The organism is Pseudomonas fulva, assembly GCF_023517795.1.
Taxonomy (GTDB): Bacteria; Pseudomonadota; Gammaproteobacteria; order Pseudomonadales; family Pseudomonadaceae; genus Aquipseudomonas; species Aquipseudomonas fulva_D.
Window position 1 is genome coordinate 1,841,864 of sequence record NZ_CP082928.1, and the last position, 16,498, is coordinate 1,858,361.

At 64.5% G+C, this 16,498-nt stretch carries 10 protein-coding genes; 7 read left to right on the plus strand and 3 right to left on the minus strand.

Annotated elements, in window-relative coordinates; all coding sequences use genetic code 11:
• The first annotated feature begins 181 nt into the window (after window positions 1–181).
• The 6 genes from aceE (at window position 182) to K8U54_RS08270 (ending at window position 10,042) form a co-directional block, all read left to right on the plus strand.
• Window positions 182–2,830 (plus strand): pyruvate dehydrogenase (acetyl-transferring), homodimeric type, encoded by a 2,649-nt coding sequence (gene aceE / locus K8U54_RS08245; RefSeq protein WP_249909677.1) that lies wholly within the window; start codon window positions 182–184, stop codon window positions 2,828–2,830.
• An 11-nt stretch (window positions 2,831–2,841) separates the two neighbouring features.
• Window positions 2,842–4,815: a dihydrolipoyllysine-residue acetyltransferase gene (gene aceF / locus K8U54_RS08250; RefSeq protein WP_249909678.1), complete on the plus strand. Its 1,974-nt coding sequence runs from the start codon at window positions 2,842–2,844 to the stop codon at window positions 4,813–4,815.
• Between the two features lie 311 nt (window positions 4,816–5,126).
• On the plus strand, window positions 5,127–7,793 hold the full coding sequence (locus tag K8U54_RS08255) for a sensor domain-containing phosphodiesterase (protein ID WP_249909679.1): 2,667 nt from the start codon (window positions 5,127–5,129) through the stop codon (window positions 7,791–7,793).
• A gap of 58 nt (window positions 7,794–7,851) precedes the next feature.
• Complete coding sequence (gene msrA / locus K8U54_RS08260; protein ID WP_249909680.1) at window positions 7,852–8,505, plus strand: peptide-methionine (S)-S-oxide reductase MsrA; 654 nt, start codon at window positions 7,852–7,854, stop codon at window positions 8,503–8,505.
• 16 nt (window positions 8,506–8,521) lie between these two features.
• Window positions 8,522–8,719 carry a putative motility protein gene (locus tag K8U54_RS08265; protein WP_249909681.1) on the plus strand — a complete coding sequence of 66 codons (198 nt, stop codon included), beginning with the start codon at window positions 8,522–8,524 and terminating at the stop codon, window positions 8,717–8,719.
• Window positions 8,720–8,788: 69 nt separating this feature from the next.
• Window positions 8,789–10,042, plus strand: a complete 1,254-nt coding sequence (locus K8U54_RS08270) for an HD-GYP domain-containing protein (protein ID WP_249909682.1) — start codon at window positions 8,789–8,791, stop codon at window positions 10,040–10,042.
• A gap of 224 nt (window positions 10,043–10,266) precedes the next feature.
• On the opposite strand, the gene K8U54_RS08275 is transcribed toward K8U54_RS08270, so the two are convergent.
• Window positions 10,267–11,112 (minus strand): 23S rRNA (adenine(2030)-N(6))-methyltransferase RlmJ, encoded by an 846-nt coding sequence (locus tag K8U54_RS08275; protein WP_249909683.1) that lies wholly within the window; start codon window positions 11,110–11,112, stop codon window positions 10,267–10,269.
• 160 nt (window positions 11,113–11,272) lie between these two features.
• On the opposite strand from K8U54_RS08275, the gene K8U54_RS08280 reads away from it, so the two are divergent.
• Complete coding sequence (locus tag K8U54_RS08280) at window positions 11,273–13,072, plus strand: acyl-CoA dehydrogenase (RefSeq protein ID WP_249909684.1); 1,800 nt, start codon at window positions 11,273–11,275, stop codon at window positions 13,070–13,072.
• A 63-nt stretch (window positions 13,073–13,135) separates the two neighbouring features.
• Here the strand turns inward: K8U54_RS08280 and ppk1 are convergent, their stop codons facing one another.
• Window positions 13,136–15,349 carry a polyphosphate kinase 1 gene (ppk1, locus tag K8U54_RS08285; protein ID WP_249909685.1) on the minus strand — a complete coding sequence of 738 codons (2,214 nt, stop codon included), beginning with the start codon at window positions 15,347–15,349 and terminating at the stop codon, window positions 13,136–13,138.
• An 18-nt stretch (window positions 15,350–15,367) separates the two neighbouring features.
• Window positions 15,368–16,381, minus strand: a complete 1,014-nt coding sequence (gene hemB / locus K8U54_RS08290; RefSeq protein WP_249909686.1) for a porphobilinogen synthase — start codon at window positions 16,379–16,381, stop codon at window positions 15,368–15,370.
• Window positions 16,382–16,498: the final 117 nt, after the last annotated feature.

Below are 16,498 nucleotides of genomic sequence, written 5' to 3' on the forward strand. Positions count from 1 at the left end.
TGATTGTAGTTTCGCTACGACTGAATCGATCGAGAGAGCTGAAATCGCCGACGAAATGTAGTAAAACTACAGGAAGCCGGATCTACCCAACCGGTACATCCAAGAATTAATGTGCCCGCTCAAAAAGCCGGCCACGCATCTGGTTTCCGATTCTGGAAGCCTTTCCGCTCTGGAGCAAGCCATGCAAGACCTCGATCCAATCGAAACCCAGGAATGGCTGGACGCACTGGAATCCGTCCTCGACAAGGAAGGCGAAGACCGTGCCCACTATCTGATGACGCGCCTGGGTGAGTTGGCCACTCGTAGCGGCACACAGTTGCCCTATTCGATCACCACTCCCTACCGCAACACCATTCCGGTCACGCGTGAAGCACGCATGCCGGGCGACCTGTTCATGGAACGCCGCATCCGCTCGATCGTTCGCTGGAACGCCCTGGCCATGGTGATGCGCGCCAACATGCAGGACCCGGATCTGGGTGGTCACATCTCCACCTTCGCCTCCAGCGCGACCCTCTACGACATCGGCTTCAACTACTTCTTCAAGGCGCCGACCGAAGAACACGGCGGCGACCTGATCTACTATCAGGGCCACGCCTCGCCCGGTATCTACGCCCGCGCCTTCCTGGAAGGCCGTCTGAGCGAAGAGCAGATGCTCAAGTTCCGCCAGGAAGTGGACGGTGGCGGCCTGTCTTCGTACCCGCACCCGCACCTGATGCCGGACTTCTGGCAGTTCCCGACCGTTTCCATGGGCCTGGGCCCGATCACCGCGATCTACCAGGCACGCTTCATGAAGTACCTGGAAAACCGTGGTTTCATCCCGGCTGGCAAACAGAAGGTCTGGTGCTTCATCGGCGACGGCGAGACCGACGAGCCGGAAACCCTGGGCGCCATTTCCCTGGCCGGCCGCGAGAACCTCGACAACCTGATCTTCGTCATCAACTGCAACCTGCAGCGCCTCGACGGCCCGGTTCGCGGCAACAGCAAGATCATCCAGGAACTCGAAGGCGTGTTCCGCGGCGCCAACTGGAACGTCAACAAGGTCATCTGGGGCCGCATGTGGGACCCACTGTTCGCCCAGGACGAAGACGGCCGCATGCAGCGCCGCATGGACCAGGCGATCGACGGCGAGTACCAGAACTACAAGGCCAAGGACGGCGCCTACGTGCGCAAGCACTTCTTCGGCCACGACCCGGAGCTGCTCAAGCGCGTCGAGAAGCTGTCGGACGAGGAGATCTTCAACCTCAACCGCGGCGGCCACGACCCGTACAAGGTCTATGCGGCCTACCACCAGGCGGTCAACCACAAGGGCCAGCCCACCGTCATCCTGGCCAAGACCATCAAGGGTTATGGCACCGGTGCCGGCGAAGCCAAGAACACCGCGCACAACACCAAGAAGGTCGATATCGAGTCGCTGAAGAAATTCCGCGATCGCTTCGACATTCCGCTGAACGATTCGCAGCTCGAAGAACTGCCGTTCTACCGCCCGGCCGAAGACAGCGCCGAGATGAAGTACCTGCGCAAGTGCCGCGAGAAGCTCGGCGGCCACCTGCCGCAGCGTAACCGCGGCAGCATCAGCATCCCGACGCCGCCGCTGGAAACCCTCAAGGCCGTTCTGGACGGCTCGGGCGACCGCGAAATCTCCACCACCATGGCGTTCGGCCGCATCCTCGCCTCGCTGGTCAAGGACAAGGAACTGGGCAAGCGCATCGTGCCGATCCTCGCTGACGAGGCCCGTACCTTCGGTATGGAAGGCATGTTCCGCCAGCTGGGTATCTACTCCCCTGTCGGCCAGCTGTACGAGCCGGTCGACCGCGACCAGGTGATGTACTACCGCGAAGAGAAGGACGGCCAGATCCTCCAGGAGGGTCTCAACGAGGCCGGAGCGTTCTCCTCCTTCATCGCGGCCGGTACCGCCTACAGCAACTACAACACGCCGATGCTGCCGGTCTACATCTTCTATTCGATGTTCGGCTTCCAGCGTATCGGTGACCTGGCCTGGGCTGCCGGCGACGGCCAGACCCGCGGTTTCCTGCTGGGCGGCACCTCCGGCCGCACCACCCTGAACGGCGAAGGCCTGCAGCACGAGGACGGCCACAGCCACATCCTCGCCAGCACCATCCCCAACGTGCGCAGCTATGACCCTACCTACGCTTACGAGCTGGCGGTGATCATGCGCGAAGGCACGCACCGGATGATGACCCTGCAGGAAAACGTTTATTACTACATCACCGTGATGAACGAGAACTACCAGCAGCCGGCCATGCCCGAAGGTGTCGAAGACGGCATCATCAAGGGTATGTACCTGCTCGAAGAGGACAAGAAGGAAGCCGCCCACCACGTGCAACTGCTGGGCTGCGGCACCATCCTCAACGAAGTTCGCGAAGCGGCGAAGATCCTGCGCAACGACTACAACGTCGCGGCCGACGTGTGGAGCGTCACCAGCTTCAACGAACTGCGTCGCAACGGCCTGGCCGTGGAGCGCAGCAACCGCCTGCACCCGGGCGACGAGCCCAAGCAGAGCTACGTCGAGCAGTGCCTGAGCGGTCGCCAGGGCCCGGTCGTGGCCAGCACCGACTACATGAAGCTGTTCGCCGAGCAGATTCGTCAGTGGGTACCGGTCAAGGAATACAAGGTCCTGGGCACCGACGGCTACGGCCGCAGCGACAGCCGTCGCAAGCTGCGCGACTTCTTCGAAGTGGACCGTCGCTGGGTCGCCCTGGCTGCCCTCGAAGCGCTGGCCGATCGCGGTGAAATCGAGCGCAAGGTGGTGGCCGAGGCCATCGTCAAATTCGGTATCGACCCCGAAAAACGCAACCCACTGGACTGCTGAGGAGACGCATTGTGAGTGAATTGATTCGCGTACCCGACATCGGCGGCGGTGAGGGTGAGATCATCGAGCTGTTCGTCAAGGTCGGCGACCGCATCGAGGCCGACCAGAGCCTGCTGACCCTGGAGTCGGACAAGGCCAGCATGGAAATCCCGGCCCCCAAGGCCGGCGTGGTCAAGAGCCTGAAGGTCAAGCTCGGCGATACCCTCAAAGAGGGTGACGAGCTGCTCGAACTGGACGTGGAAGGCGATGCTGAAGCCGCCCCGGCCGAGCAGAAACAGGAGCAGGCACCCGAGCAGGCAGCACCTGCTGCCGAGCAGCCGGCCGCCGAGCCCAAGGCCCAGTCGAGCGGCAGCGCCGAGCCCCAGGAGGTCAAGGTGCCGGACATCGGTTCCAGCGCCAAGGCCAGCATCATCGAAGTGGCGGTCAAGCCGGGCGATACCATCGAGGTCGATCAGTCGCTGATCACCCTCGAGTCCGACAAGGCCAGCATGGAGATCCCGTCGCCGGCAGCCGGCGTGGTGGAAAGCGTATCGGTCAAGGTCGGTGACGAAGTCGGCACCGGCGACCTGATCCTGGTGCTCAAAGGTGCCGCTGGTGCCCAGAAGCAGGCCGCCAGCGCGCCAGCTCCTGCGGCCGCCCCGGCCCCGGCTGAAGCGCCAGCGCCTGCCGCAGCCGAAGAGCCGGCCGGTGAGAGCACTGAAGAAGTGCGCATCCCGGACATCGGCGCCGACGCCGCCAGCGTCATCGAGATGCTGGTCAAGGAAGGCGACAGCGTGACAGCCGAGCAATCGCTGATCACCCTGGAATCGGCCAAGGCCAGCATGGAGATCCCGGCACCGAAAGCCGGCGTGATCGAAAGCATCGCCATCAAGGTCGGCGACCAGGCCAAGACCGGCGACCTGATCCTGACCCTCAAGGTCCAGGGTGCAGCTGCCAAACCGGCCGCCGCCGCCCAGGCTCCCGCCGCCACCCCTGAGCAGGCCAAGCCGGCCAACGTGCAGGGCAGCGCACCGGCCAAGGCCGCACCCCAGGCCGCTCCGGCCGCCGCGCCGAGCCGCGATGGCAGCAAGGTGCACGCCGGCCCGGCGGTGCGTCAGCTGGCCCGCGAGTTCGGTGTCGAGCTGAGCGCGGTACCCGGTAGCGGCCCGAAAGGCCGCATCCTCAAGGAAGACGTGCAGGCGTACGTCAAATCCGAGCTGCAGAAGGCCAAGTCGGCCCCTGCTGCCGCCGCGGGCGCAACCGGCGGCGCCGGCATCCCGCCGATCCCGACCGTCGACTTCAGCAAGTTCGGTGAAGTCGAAGAAGTGCCGATGACCCGCCTGATGCAGGTCGGCGCCGCCAACCTGCACCGCAGCTGGCTGAACGTGCCGCACGTGACCCAGTTCGACTCGGCCGACATCACCGAGCTGGAAGCCTTCCGCGTCGCCCAGAAAGCCGTCGCCGAGAAAGCCGGCGTCAAGCTGACCGTGCTGCCGCTGCTGCTCAAGGCCTGTGCCTACCTGCTCAAGGAGCTGCCGGACTTCAACAGTTCGCTGGCGCCGAGCGGCAAGGCGGTGATCCGCAAGAAGTATGTGCACATCGGCTTCGCCGTCGATACCCCGGACGGCCTGCTGGTGCCGGTGATCAAGAACGTCGACCAGAAGAGCCTGCTGCAACTGGCCGCCGAAGCCGCTGCACTGGCCGAGAAGGCGCGCAACAAGAAGCTCTCGGCTGACGACATGCAGGGCGCCTGCTTCACTATCTCCAGCCTCGGCCACATTGGCGGCACCGGCTTCACGCCGATCGTCAACGCGCCGGAAGTGGCGATCCTCGGGGTCAGCAAGGCGACCATCCAGCCGGTGTGGGACGGCAAGGCCTTCCAGCCCAAGCTGATGCTGCCGCTGTCGCTGTCCTACGATCACCGCGTGATCAATGGGGCGGCTGCCGCTCGCTTCACCAAGCGCCTGGGCGATGTGCTGACCGACATCCGCACCATGCTGCTGTAAGCACCTATTTCGAGCGCCACGCTCGTATCCTCGACCCCGCCCGTTCCGGCGGGGTTTTTTTTACCCGTTCAAGACGCCAAACGGGCAGTTCATCCGCCTTTTACTGCGTGCAATATCCGTTTCAAATCAGGCAGTTAAAATAAAGACATCACAATGCCATTAGACTTCTTGTCAGCCGTCACACCATGGTGCAACCTAGGCCGACCACTATCGCCCCATGGTGGCGGGAGCAGATACGGTAATCCCCTTGTTAGCGCTATAGTGATGTGGCCGGTCAGTAAGCTGTGCCAGCCGATGGATAAAGCCATTCGATGAAGAGCCATCCCGATACCGCAGGCCGTGCCATGGCCGAGGTCGTGACGCAATTGCCCGTGCCCTCGCGGCTCGGCATGATGCGTTTCGAGCGGATGAACGAGGCGAACTGGCTGCTGCTGTTTATCGACGCGAGCTGCGAGAAGCAGTTCGGCATCCCACCCCGGGATCTCTGCAACCTCGTGGAAACGCCCTACGCCAGCCTGATGGAACCGGAGGCGCGCTACCAACTGCACGACGCCATCCAGCAGCAACTCGCGGAAAACTCGCGTTACCTGGTGCGCTATACCCTGCACACGCCGCACGGCCCATTGCAGCTGATGGAGCTGGGCGAGCCCTTCAAGCAGCGCGGGCGCGCCCTGCTGCGCGGCTACCTGCTGATCACCAGCGACGAAGCCGCGGACTCGCCGCCCCACCAGCAGGAGGCGCTGGAGGACCTGCAACGCAGCCAGGCCGAGCTGCAACAGCACCAGACGCGCGCCTTCGCCCAGCAGCAGCTCATCGTGCGCCTGGCCAGCCAGCGCTATCAGGGCAATGACCCCTGCCGTGAGGCCGCCGAACTGATCACCCGCAGCGCCTGCGAGATCTATGGCGTGGCGCGCGCCGGTATCTGGCACCTCAACGGCGATACCCTAGAACCTGTGGCGCTCTACCTGCAGGAGCAGGGGCAACACCAGATGCCGCAGCCGATCGACGGCCGGCGCTACCCGAACTACCTGCGCGCCCTCAAGGAGGGCCGTGCGCTCGACGCTCACGACGCCGAGAACGATTCGCGCACCCGTGAGTTGCTCGACGACTACCTGCGGCCCAAGGCGGTATCGGCCATGCTTGACGCCAGCATTCGTGTCGGCGGCGAGTTGGTCGCCGTGCTCTGCCTGGAACACACCGGCGGCCCGCGCGCCTGGCAGGCGGACGAAGTCGCCTTTGCCGGCGAGCTGGCCGACCAGTACGCCAACGTGCTGAGCAATCAGGAGCGGCGCAATGCGACCAGCGCCCTGTATCTGTTCCAACGCGCCGTCGAACAGAGCGCCAGCGCCTTCATCCTGCTCAACCGTGACGGCATGGTGGAGTACGTGAACCCCAGTTTCACGGCCATCACCCAGTACAGCGCCGACGAGGTGCAGGGCCGTCAGCTCGCCGAGCTGCCGGCCCTGGAAAATCTCAGCGAACTGCTGTTCGACAGTGAATCCGGGCTCGCCGAGCAGAACAGCTGGCAGGGCGAGTTCAAGAGCCGGCGCAAGAACCTGGAACCCTACTGGAGCCAGTTCTCGATCTCCAAGGTACATGCCGACGACGGCACCCTGACCCACTACATCGGCATCTACGAAGACATCACCGAGACCAAGCAGTCCCAGCAGCGCATCGAACGCCTGGCCTACAGCGACAACCTCACCGGCCTGGGCAACCGCTACGCCTTCATCCGTGCGCTGGAAAAGCGCTTCAGCAGCGGTACCGCACCGGTCAGCCTGCTGCTGGTGGACATCGACAATTTCAAGCGCATCAACGACACCCTCGGCCACCAGACCGGCGACAAGCTGCTGGTCAGCCTGGCCAAACGCCTGCGCAACAGCTTCAGCGGCGAAGGCACCCTGGCGCGCTTCGCCAGCAACGAATTCGCCATCCTGCTCGACAACTGCGAGAGCCAGCGCGGCCAACTGATCGCCCAGCAGGTGCTGGAAACCCTCGACAAGCCGCTGTTCGTCGACAACCAGCTGATCATCATCAGCGGCTCCGTGGGCCTGGCCTGCTCGCCCGAACATGGCGCCGACCCGCAGACCCTGATGAAGCATGCCGGCCTGGCACTGCACAAGGCCAAGGCCAACGGCAAGCACCAGATGCAGGTGTTCACCGATGTGCTGAACGAGGAAGCCAACTACAAGCTGTTCGTCGAGAACAACCTGCGCCGCGCCCTGACGCAGAACGAGCTCGAGGTGTTCTACCAGCCCAAACTGTGCCTGAAGACCGGCCAGCTGCTGGGCATGGAGGCGCTGCTGCGCTGGCAGCACCCGGAAAAAGGCATGATCCGCCCGGACCAGTTCATCAGCGTGGCCGAGGAAACCGGGCTCATCGTGCCGATCGGCAAATGGGTGGTGCGCCAGGCCTGCCGCATGAGCAAGCAACTCACCGCCGTCGGGCTGGGCAACCTGCAGGTGGCCATCAACCTGTCGCCCAAGCAGTTCAGCGACCCGGACCTGGTCGGCTCGATCGCCGCGATTCTGGAAGAAGAACAGCTGCCGCCGAACCTGCTCGAGCTGGAACTGACCGAAGGGCTGCTGCTGGAGGCCACCGACGGCACCCGCAGCCAGCTCAACGCCCTCAAGCAACTGGGCCTGACCCTGGCCATGGACGACTTCGGCACCGGCTACTCGTCGCTCAGCTACCTGAAGAAATTCCCCATCGACGTGATCAAGATCGATCGCAGTTTCATCAAGGACATCCCCGAGAGCGAGGACGACATGGAGATCACCTCCGCGGTGATCGCCATGGCCCACAACCTCAAGCTCAAGGTCGTCGCCGAAGGCGTCGAGACCCACGCGCAGCTGGCGTTCCTGCGCCGTCAGCATTGCGATATCGGTCAGGGCTATCTATTTGATCGCCCCATACCGGGCCGCGATCTGGTAGAAAGTCTCAAGCGCTACTCGCGACGCCCGACCGCCAGACGGTAACCAACCTCCGTCAGCCAGCGCGGTCTACCCCAGCACAACGATTCGGAGAACAGTCACCATGGCCCTACGCTCGGAAATTCTCGCCCACAAACTCGAACTGCCCAGCGCCGAGCAGACCTTGCCGGGCCGTGAAACGCCGATCTCGGTACCCGAAGCCCACTTCGTCAATGGCAACCCGCTGCAGGGCCCCTTCCCCGCCGGCCTGCAGACCGCGCTGTTCGGCCTCGGCTGCTTCTGGGGCGCCGAGCGACGTTTCTGGCAGCAGCCGGGCGTCTGGACCACGGCGGTGGGGTATGCCGGTGGCCATACGCCGAACCCGACCTACGAGGAGACCTGCTCCGGCCTGACCGGCCACGCCGAGGTCGTGCTGGTGGTGTTCGATCCCAAGCTGACCCGCTACGAGGACTTGCTCAAGGTCTTCTGGGAAGTGCACAACCCGACCCAGGGCATGCGCCAGGGCAACGACATCGGCAGCCAGTATCGCTCGGCCATCTACTGCCTTGACGAGCAGCAACTCGCTGCCGCCAGGCACAGCCAGGAGCAGTTCCAGGAGGAGTTGCGCAAGGCCGGCCTCGGCGAGATCACCACCGAGATCGCGCCCGCGCCGACCTTCTACTATGCTGAGGCCTACCATCAGCAGTACCTGGCCAAGAACCCGGAAGGGTATTGCGGCCTGGGCGGCACCGGCGTATGCCTGCCGCCTCAATCCTGAACAGGAGCGCACGGACGTGGAGCTGAGCAGCATCGCCAGCCAGGTATCGAGTCAGGCATCGGCGCAGATTTCCGCGCAGATGTCGCTCCTGCTGCTGCGCAAGACGCTTGAGCTACAGAGCGCCAGCATCAGCGGCCTGGTACAGGCCGCTGCCCCGGTCAGCGCTCCCGCCAATCCGCCAAACCTGGGCAACAGCATCGATGTGATGGCCTGAAGAACTGCTGCCATCACGGCAACAGCCGGCTAAACTGTGGGCAATCAGCCTGCAAACGACGAGCACGGCATGCCTGCCAACCTGCCTTACATCGCCCCCAATCAACTCTGTATCGGCCTCTATGTTCACCTGGACCTGAGCTGGTGGGAGCACTCGTTCGCGTTCAACAACTTCAAGATCAAGGACGAAGGCCAGCTCAAGCAGCTACGTACGCTGGGCCTCAAGCGCCTGCGCTATGACCCGGCGCGTAGCGACTGCGAGCCCTTGACCCTGGCCGAAACGCCGGTGCCGGCGCCCGCCGCCCCGCCACCGCCGCCCGATCCCCAGGAGCAGGCACGGCAGACGCGGGTCAAGCAGCTCAGCGTGCTGCGCAAGCGCCTGTCCGAAGTCGATCGCGCCTTCATCCAGGCCAGCCAGCGGGTCAAGACCCTCAACCAGAGCCTGCGCAACCAGCCGGAAGAATCGGTCAAGCAGGCGGGCGCACTGGTCAATGAACTGGTCACCACCATGCTCGGCGAGGACGGCGTCGCCCTGCACAGCATCACCGGCAAGGCCGCCGAAGATGCCTATGTGCATTCGCTGAACGTCACCGTGCTGTCGATGATGCTCGGCCGCCAGCTGGGCCTGGATGCCGAGGCCAGCCATATGCTCGGCATGGGCGCCCTGCTGCACGACATCGGCAAGCTGGAGGTGCCCAGCAAGGTACTGCTCAAGCCGCCACCGCTGACCCGTCCCGAGCAACAGCTGCTGGAAATGCACACGCTGTACGGCAAGCGCATGGGCGAGAAGCTGATGCTCGACGACGATGTGCTGCGCATCATCCACGAACACCATGAGCACTGTGACGGCAGCGGTTATCCACAGCAGTTGCGCGAGGCGTCCATCGGCCGTCTGAGCCGGATCGTGTGCATCGCCAACCACTTCGACAACCTGTGCAACCCGCTCGACCCGCGGGTAGCGCTAAGCCCCCACGAAGCGTTGGCGCGGATGTTCCTGCCGCAGTATCGGGTGCGCTTCGACGATGTCGCCCTGAAAGCCTTTATCCGCTGCATGGGCGTTTACCCGCCCGGCAGCCTGGTGCAGCTCGAGGACGAGCGCTACGCACTGGTGCTGGGCATGCACCCGACGCTGCCCCTGAAGCCGACCCTGATCATCTACGATCCGGCAGTGCCCAAGGAGGAGGCGTTGATCGTCAACCTCGAGGCCGAGCCGAAGCTGGCCATCGCCGCCAGCATTCGCCCCTCGCAGCTACCGCCCGAGGCCCTCGAATACCTCAACCCGCGCCAGCAGCTGACCTATTACGTCGATCCACGACGTCGCTAGGCAGCCGTTAGCTTGAACGCTCGTGGCAGCCCTAGAGCCCGTTCATGACCCTTATGAGCATGAAAGGCGGAAGTGGCCGGTGGAATGTAGGAGGGGCTTTAGCCCCGAGCTTTATGAGGGCGTAAAGAGCTCGGGGCTGAAGCCCCCTCCTACAAAAAGCACGCACTCACGAGCCACACCCGCCACTCAGCTGCCAAAATCGATGTAAGATCGTGAACAGCTTTTTAGGGCTGCTGCTCGGCGATCAGCCAGTCGAGCCGCCAGCTGCCCTGACTCTGCGCCAGGCGCTCGGCCAACCAGGGCAGCAGTTCGCGCAGTTCCTCTTCCAAGCCCCATGGCGGATTGCTGATCAGCAGCCCTGAACCGTTGAGGCGTCCGGCGTCGTCGGCCGGATGGACGAACAGCTCGGCGCGCAGCAGTTTCGGCGCCGCGCTCTTTTCCATGTCCCGGTAGAACCGCTTGAGCTGGCGTTCGTCCTTGATCGGGTACCAGACTGCCACGATGGTCTGACGCATGCGCCCGATGGCTTCGTTGAGCGCGGTGACGCAGCGTTCCAGCTCATCGGCCTTCTCGAACGGCGGGTCGATCAGCAGCACCACGCGCTTCTCGCGGGTCGGCAACAGGGCGCGCGGCAGGTGCCAGCCCTCGCCCAGGTGTACGGCCACGCGGCGGTCGCCGGCCATGTTCTCCTTCAGTGCCTGGCCGTCGTCCGGGTGTTTCTCGTTCAGGTGCAGGCGGTCCTGCTCGCGGGTCTGCAGGCGGGCCAGCTCGGGCGAACCCGGGTAATGGCGCAACACGCCATCGGGGTTCATGGCGCGAATCACTTCCAGATAATCGAGCAACGGCTCGGGCGCATCAGCGGCCTCCCACAGCCGGCCGATGCCCTCGCGCCACTCACCGGTACGGCTGGCCTGGTCGCCCGCCAGGTCGTACAGGCCGACGCCGGCATGGCTGTCCAGGTAGGCGTAGGGCGCGTCCTTGCGCGCCAACAGCGCGAACAGGCGGCACAGCACCAGGTGTTTGAGCACATCGGCGTGGTTGCCGGCATGGAAGGCGTGGCGGTAATTCATCATCGGCTCCTGAGCAGGAGGCGAATTGTAGCCGGCCTGGGCGCCTGGCGCAGCGACTGCCCGACGCCGTTCGACTTCTCCCCGGGTATCACCGGCTTCGATGATGCTGGCGAGACGTGGTGAGGCCCCTAGACTGGCCTCATTCCAGCGGAGAACCACCATGCCCGATACCCTGCTCAGCGCCCGCAACCTGGCGTTCGAACTCTACGAAGTGCTCGACGCCGAAGCACTCAGCCGGCGCCCGCGCTTCAGCGAACACAACCGGGAAACCTTCGACGCCGCGCTGGGCACGGCGCGCAGCATCGCCGAAAATCTGTTCGCCCCGCACAACCGCAAGAACGACGAGCACGAGCCGCAGTACGTCGACGGCGGCGCCAGGCTGATCGCCGAGGTCAGACCGGCGTTGCAGGCCTTCAACGAGGCCGGCTTCCTGAACGCCACGCGGGACTTCGAGCTGGGCGGCATGCAGCTGCCCAACCTCTTGTCCCAGGCCTGCTTCGCGCATTTCCAGGCGGCCAACATCGCCACGGCGTCCTACCCGCTGCTGAGCATGGCTGCCGCCAACCTGATCGAGGCCTTTGGCGATGAGGAGCAGAAGCGCCGCTTTCTGCAGCCGATCATCGACGGGCGCTTCTTCGGCACCATGGCGCTGACCGAGCCCCACGCCGGCTCCTCGCTGGCCGATATCCGCACCCGCGCCGAACCGGCAGGCGACGGCAGCTACCGCATCAAAGGCAACAAGATCTTCATCTCCGGTGGTGATCACGACCTCAGCGAGAACATCGTCCACCTGGTACTGGCTCGCCTGCCCGATGCGCCGGCCGGGGTGAAAGGCATTTCGCTGTTTATCGTGCCGAAACTCATGGTCGAAGAAGACGGCGGCCTCGGCGCTCGCAACGACGTGGCCCTGGCCGGCCTGTTCCACAAGATGGGCTGGCGGGGCACCACCTCCACGGCGCTGAATTTCGGTGATCAGGGCAATTGCGTAGGCTATCTGGTCGGCAAACCCCATGCTGGCCTGGCCTATATGTTCCAGATGATGAATGAGGCGCGCATCGGCGTCGGCATGGGCGCGGTGATGCTCGGCTATGCCGGCTACCTGTATTCCCTCGACTACGCCCGCCAGCGCCCCCAAGGGCGCCTGCCCGATGCCAAGCAGGCCGGCGGCCAGGTGGCGATCATCGAGCACGCCGACGTGCGGCGCATGCTGCTGACCCAGAAAGCCTACGTGGAGGGCGGCTTCGACCTGGTGCTGTATTGCGCGCGCCTGGTCGACGACAGTCAGACCCTGGAAGACGCCGAGCAACGCGAGCAGGCCGCGCGGCTGCTCGACCTGCTGACCCCCATCGCCAAGTCCTGGCCGTCCGAATACTGCCTGCAGGCCAACGCCCTGGCGATCCAGATCCTTGGCGGCCACGGCTACACCCGTGATCATCCGGTGGAGCAGTATTACCGCGACAACCGCCTCAACCCGATCCACGAGGGCACCCACGGCATCCAGTCCCTCGACCTGCTCGGTCGCAAGGTCGGCCAGCACGGCGGCGCGGCGCTGCAGGCGCTGCGTCAGCGGATCATCGATACCTGCGAGCGGGCCGAGCGGTTCAGCGAACTGGACGCCCTGCGCCAGCCGTTGCTGGCCCTGCTGGCGCGCCTGTCGGAAATCACCCTTGGCCTGCTCGGCGACCTGCAGCAGGGCCGGGTCAACACGGCACTCGCCGACTCGGCGCTGTACCTCAAGGTGTTCGGCCACCTGGTACTCGGCTGGCGCTGGCTGGAACAGGCGGTGCGCGCCGAGCAGGGGCGCCTGGCCGGCAACGGCGCCGACAACGACTTCTACGATGGCAAGCTGCAGGCCGCGCGCTACTTCCTGCTCAGGGAAGTGCCCGGCTGCCACCATGACCTGGACATTCTGGCCCGCCGCGACGATACCTGCCTGGCGATGCAGGACACCTGGTTCTAGGCCCTGCGCGAAAAACTCACGACAAAAAACGGGCCCAAAGGGCCCGTTTTCCAATCCAGCCGATCAGCGCGCGGTGATCACCGGTGCGCTGAGCTTCTCCAGCAGGCTGGCTTGCGCGCTGCGCGAGTTCTGGTTGCCGGTGGGCGACAGCCGCACGTAGCGGCCATCGGGCTGCAGCACCCAGGCGTGGGTGTTGTCGGTGAGGTAGGCCTCCAGCTCCTTCTTGACCCGGGTGATGAGCTTCTTGCCTTCCACCGGGAAGCAGGTCTCCACCCGCTTGTCGAGGTTGCGCTCCATCCAGTCGGCACTGGACAGGTAGATCAGCTCGTCACCGCCGTTGAGGAAGTAATAGACCCGGGTGTGCTCCAGGAAGCGGCCGATGATCGAGCGCACCTGGATGTTGTGCGACACCCCGGGAATGCCCGGGCGCAGGCAGCACATGCCGCGCACCACCAGGTCGATCTTCACGCCGGTCTGGCTGGCCTTGTACAGCGCACGGATGATCTTGGCATCGGTCAGCGAGTTGAACTTGGCGATGATGTGCGCCGGCTTGCCTTCGGCGGCGCTCGCCGTCTCCTTGGCGATCAGGTCGAGCAGGGTCTTCTTCAGGGTGAAGGGCGCGTGCAGCAACTTCTTCATGCGCAGGGTCTTGCCCATGCCGATCAGCTGGCTGAACAGCTTGGAGACGTCCTCGCCCAGGGCCACGTCGGCGGTCAGCAGGCTATAGTCGGTGTACAGCCGCGCGTTGCCGGCGTGGTAGTTACCGGTACCCAGGTGCGCGTAACGGCGGATCTCGCCGTTCTCGCGGCGCAAGATCAGCATCATCTTGGAGTGGGTCTTGAAGCCGACCACGCCATAGATCACCACCGCACCGGCAGCCTGCAGGCGGCTGGCCAGGGCCAGGTTGGATTCCTCGTCGAACCGCGCGCGCAATTCGATCACCGCGGTGACTTCCTTGCCGTTGCGCGCGGCTTCCACCAGCGCATCGACGATTTCCGAGTTGGCGCCCGAGCGGTACAGGGTCTGCTTGATCGCCAGCACGTGGGGATCCTTGGCCGCCTGGCGCAGCAGATCCACCACCGGGGTGAAGGATTCGAAAGGGTGCAGCAGCAGGATGTCCTGCTTGCTGATCACGTTGAACAGGTTGTCGCTGTTCTGCAAAAGCTTGGGGATCACCGGGGTGAACGGCGCGTGCTGCAGTTCCGGGTGGCTGTCCAGGCCGGTGATGCTGAACAGGCGGGTCAGGTTGACCGGCCCGTTGACCTGATACAGCTCGCTTTCCGACAGGCCGAACTGCTTGAGCAGCTGGTCGGTCAGGTGTTTCGGGCAGCTGTCGACCACTTCCAGGCGCACCGCGTCACCGTAGCGGCGGCTGAACAGCTCGCCACGCAGGGCGCGGGCAAGGTCTTCGACGTCCTCGGTGTCCACCGACAGGTCGGCGTTACGGGTCAGGCGGAACTGGTAGCAGCCCTTGACCTTCATGCCGGGGAACAGGTCGTCGGCGTGGGCGTGGATCATCGACGACAGGAACACGTAGTTGGCACCCGGGCCACCCACCTCTTCCGGCACCTTGATGATGCGCGGCAACAGGCGCGGCGCCGGAATCACCGCCAGACCGGAGTCGCGGCCGAAGGCGTCGACGCCCTCCAGCTCGACGATGAAGTTCAGGCTCTTGTTGACCAGCAGCGGGAAGGGGTGGGTCGGGTCGAGGCCGATCGGGGTGATGATCGGCGCGATCTCGTCGCGGAAATAGCGGCGCACCCAGGCCTTGTGCTTGGTCGTCCAGTAGCGGCGACGGATGAAATTGATGCCGTGCTTGGCCAGTGCCGGGAACAGCACATCGTTGAGGATGGCGTACTGGCGGCCGACCTGCTCGTGCACCAGCTCGGAAATGCGCGACAGCGCCTGGTGCGGTTGCAGGCCGTCGGCGCCGGCCTGTTCGCGGGCGAAGTTGATCTGCTTCTTCAGGCCGGCGACGCGGATCTCGAAGAACTCGTCGAGGTTGCTGGAGAAGATCAGCAGGAACTTCAGGCGTTCCAGCAACGGGTAGGACTCGTCCAGCGCCTGTTCCAGCACGCGGATGTTGAACTGCAGCTGCGACAGCTCGCGATGGATGTACAGGCTGCTGTCATCCAGGCTGGGCACGACCACGGGCGCTGCCGCGGTTTCGACTAGGGGTGTTTCCACGACTGTTTCCACCGGCGCTTCGTCGATCACCGGCAGGCTGAGGGCCGGCACATCGAGCTGTTCGTTCTCACTGAGTCCTTCGTTGCTCATTGAAATACCCTGGAGGGGCTACTGCCCCTGTCGTATGAGTTCGGCCGCACGCACGGCGAAGTAGGTGAGGATGCCGTCGGCACCCGCTCGTTTGCAGGCGGTCAGCGACTCGAGAATCACCGCCTCGCTCAGCCAGCCATTCTGGATGGCGGCCATGTGCATCGCGTATTCACCGCTGACCTGATAGACAAAGGTCGGCACCTTGAATTCGCTTTTGACCCGGGAAACGATGTCCAGGTAGGGCATGCCCGGCTTGACCATGACCATGTCGGCGCCTTCGGCCAGGTCGCTGGCCACTTCGTGCAGCGCTTCGTCACTGTTGGCCGGGTCCATCTGGTAGGAGGCCTTGTTGGCCTTGCCCAGGTTCAGCGAGGAGCCCACCGCGTCGCGGAACGGGCCGTAGTAGGCGCTGGCGTATTTGGCCGAGTAGGCCATGATCCGCACGTTGACGTGATCGGCCAGTTCCAGGGCCTCGCGAATTGCCTGGATGCGCCCATCCATCATGTCCGAGGGGGCGACGACCTGGGCGCCCGCCTCGGCATGGGAGAGTGCCTGCTTGACCAGCGCATCGACGGTGATGTCGTTCTGCACGTAGCCGTTTTCGTCGAGGATGCCGTCCTGGCCGTGGGTGGTGAACGGGTCCAGCGCCACGTCGGTGATCACCCCCAGCTCGGGGAAACGCTCACGCAGCGCGCGGGTGGCGCGCTGGGCGATACCGTCCGGGTTCCAGGCTTCGCTGCCGTCGAGGGTCTTCTTTTCCGCGGGGGTGACCGGAAACAGCGCTAGGGCCGGGATGCCCAGCGCCACCCAGTTTTCCGCTTCCTGCAGCAGCAGGTCGATGGACAGCCGCTCGACGCCCGGCATGGACGTTACCGCCTCGCGCTGATTCTCGCCGTCGAGCACGAACACTGGCAGGATCAGGTCATTGGTGGTCAGCACGTTCTCGCGCACCAGGCGCCGGGAGAAGTCGTCGCGGCGATTGCGACGCAGGCGGGTGGCAGGGAACAGGCGGTTGGCGGGGGTAAAGCTCACGGCAGACTCCTGGGCCCGCTCGAGCGGGCGAAGTGTGACAGTTATAAGCCGCCATTATGACCAAATGATGACGACCACAACGAATACTGCGACGGTGCGTCGCAGCCCATAAGGCAC

What these genes read in the sequence shown, in the direction of transcription:
- aceE (WP_249909677.1), top strand. Translation starts at nt 182, where the DNA reads ATGCAAGACCTCGATCCAATCGAAACCCAGGAATGGCTGGACGCACTG.
- K8U54_RS08255 (WP_249909679.1), top strand. Translation starts at nt 5,127, where the DNA reads ATGAAGAGCCATCCCGATACCGCAGGCCGTGCCATGGCCGAGGTCGTG.
- msrA (WP_249909680.1), top strand. Translation starts at nt 7,852, where the DNA reads ATGGCCCTACGCTCGGAAATTCTCGCCCACAAACTCGAACTGCCCAGC.
- K8U54_RS08270 (WP_249909682.1), top strand. Translation starts at nt 8,789, where the DNA reads ATGCCTGCCAACCTGCCTTACATCGCCCCCAATCAACTCTGTATCGGC.
- K8U54_RS08275 (WP_249909683.1), bottom strand. Translation starts at nt 11,112, where the DNA reads ATGAATTACCGCCACGCCTTCCATGCCGGCAACCACGCCGATGTGCTC.
- K8U54_RS08280 (WP_249909684.1), top strand. Translation starts at nt 11,273, where the DNA reads ATGCCCGATACCCTGCTCAGCGCCCGCAACCTGGCGTTCGAACTCTAC.
- ppk1 (WP_249909685.1), bottom strand. Translation starts at nt 15,349, where the DNA reads ATGAGCAACGAAGGACTCAGTGAGAACGAACAGCTCGATGTGCCGGCC.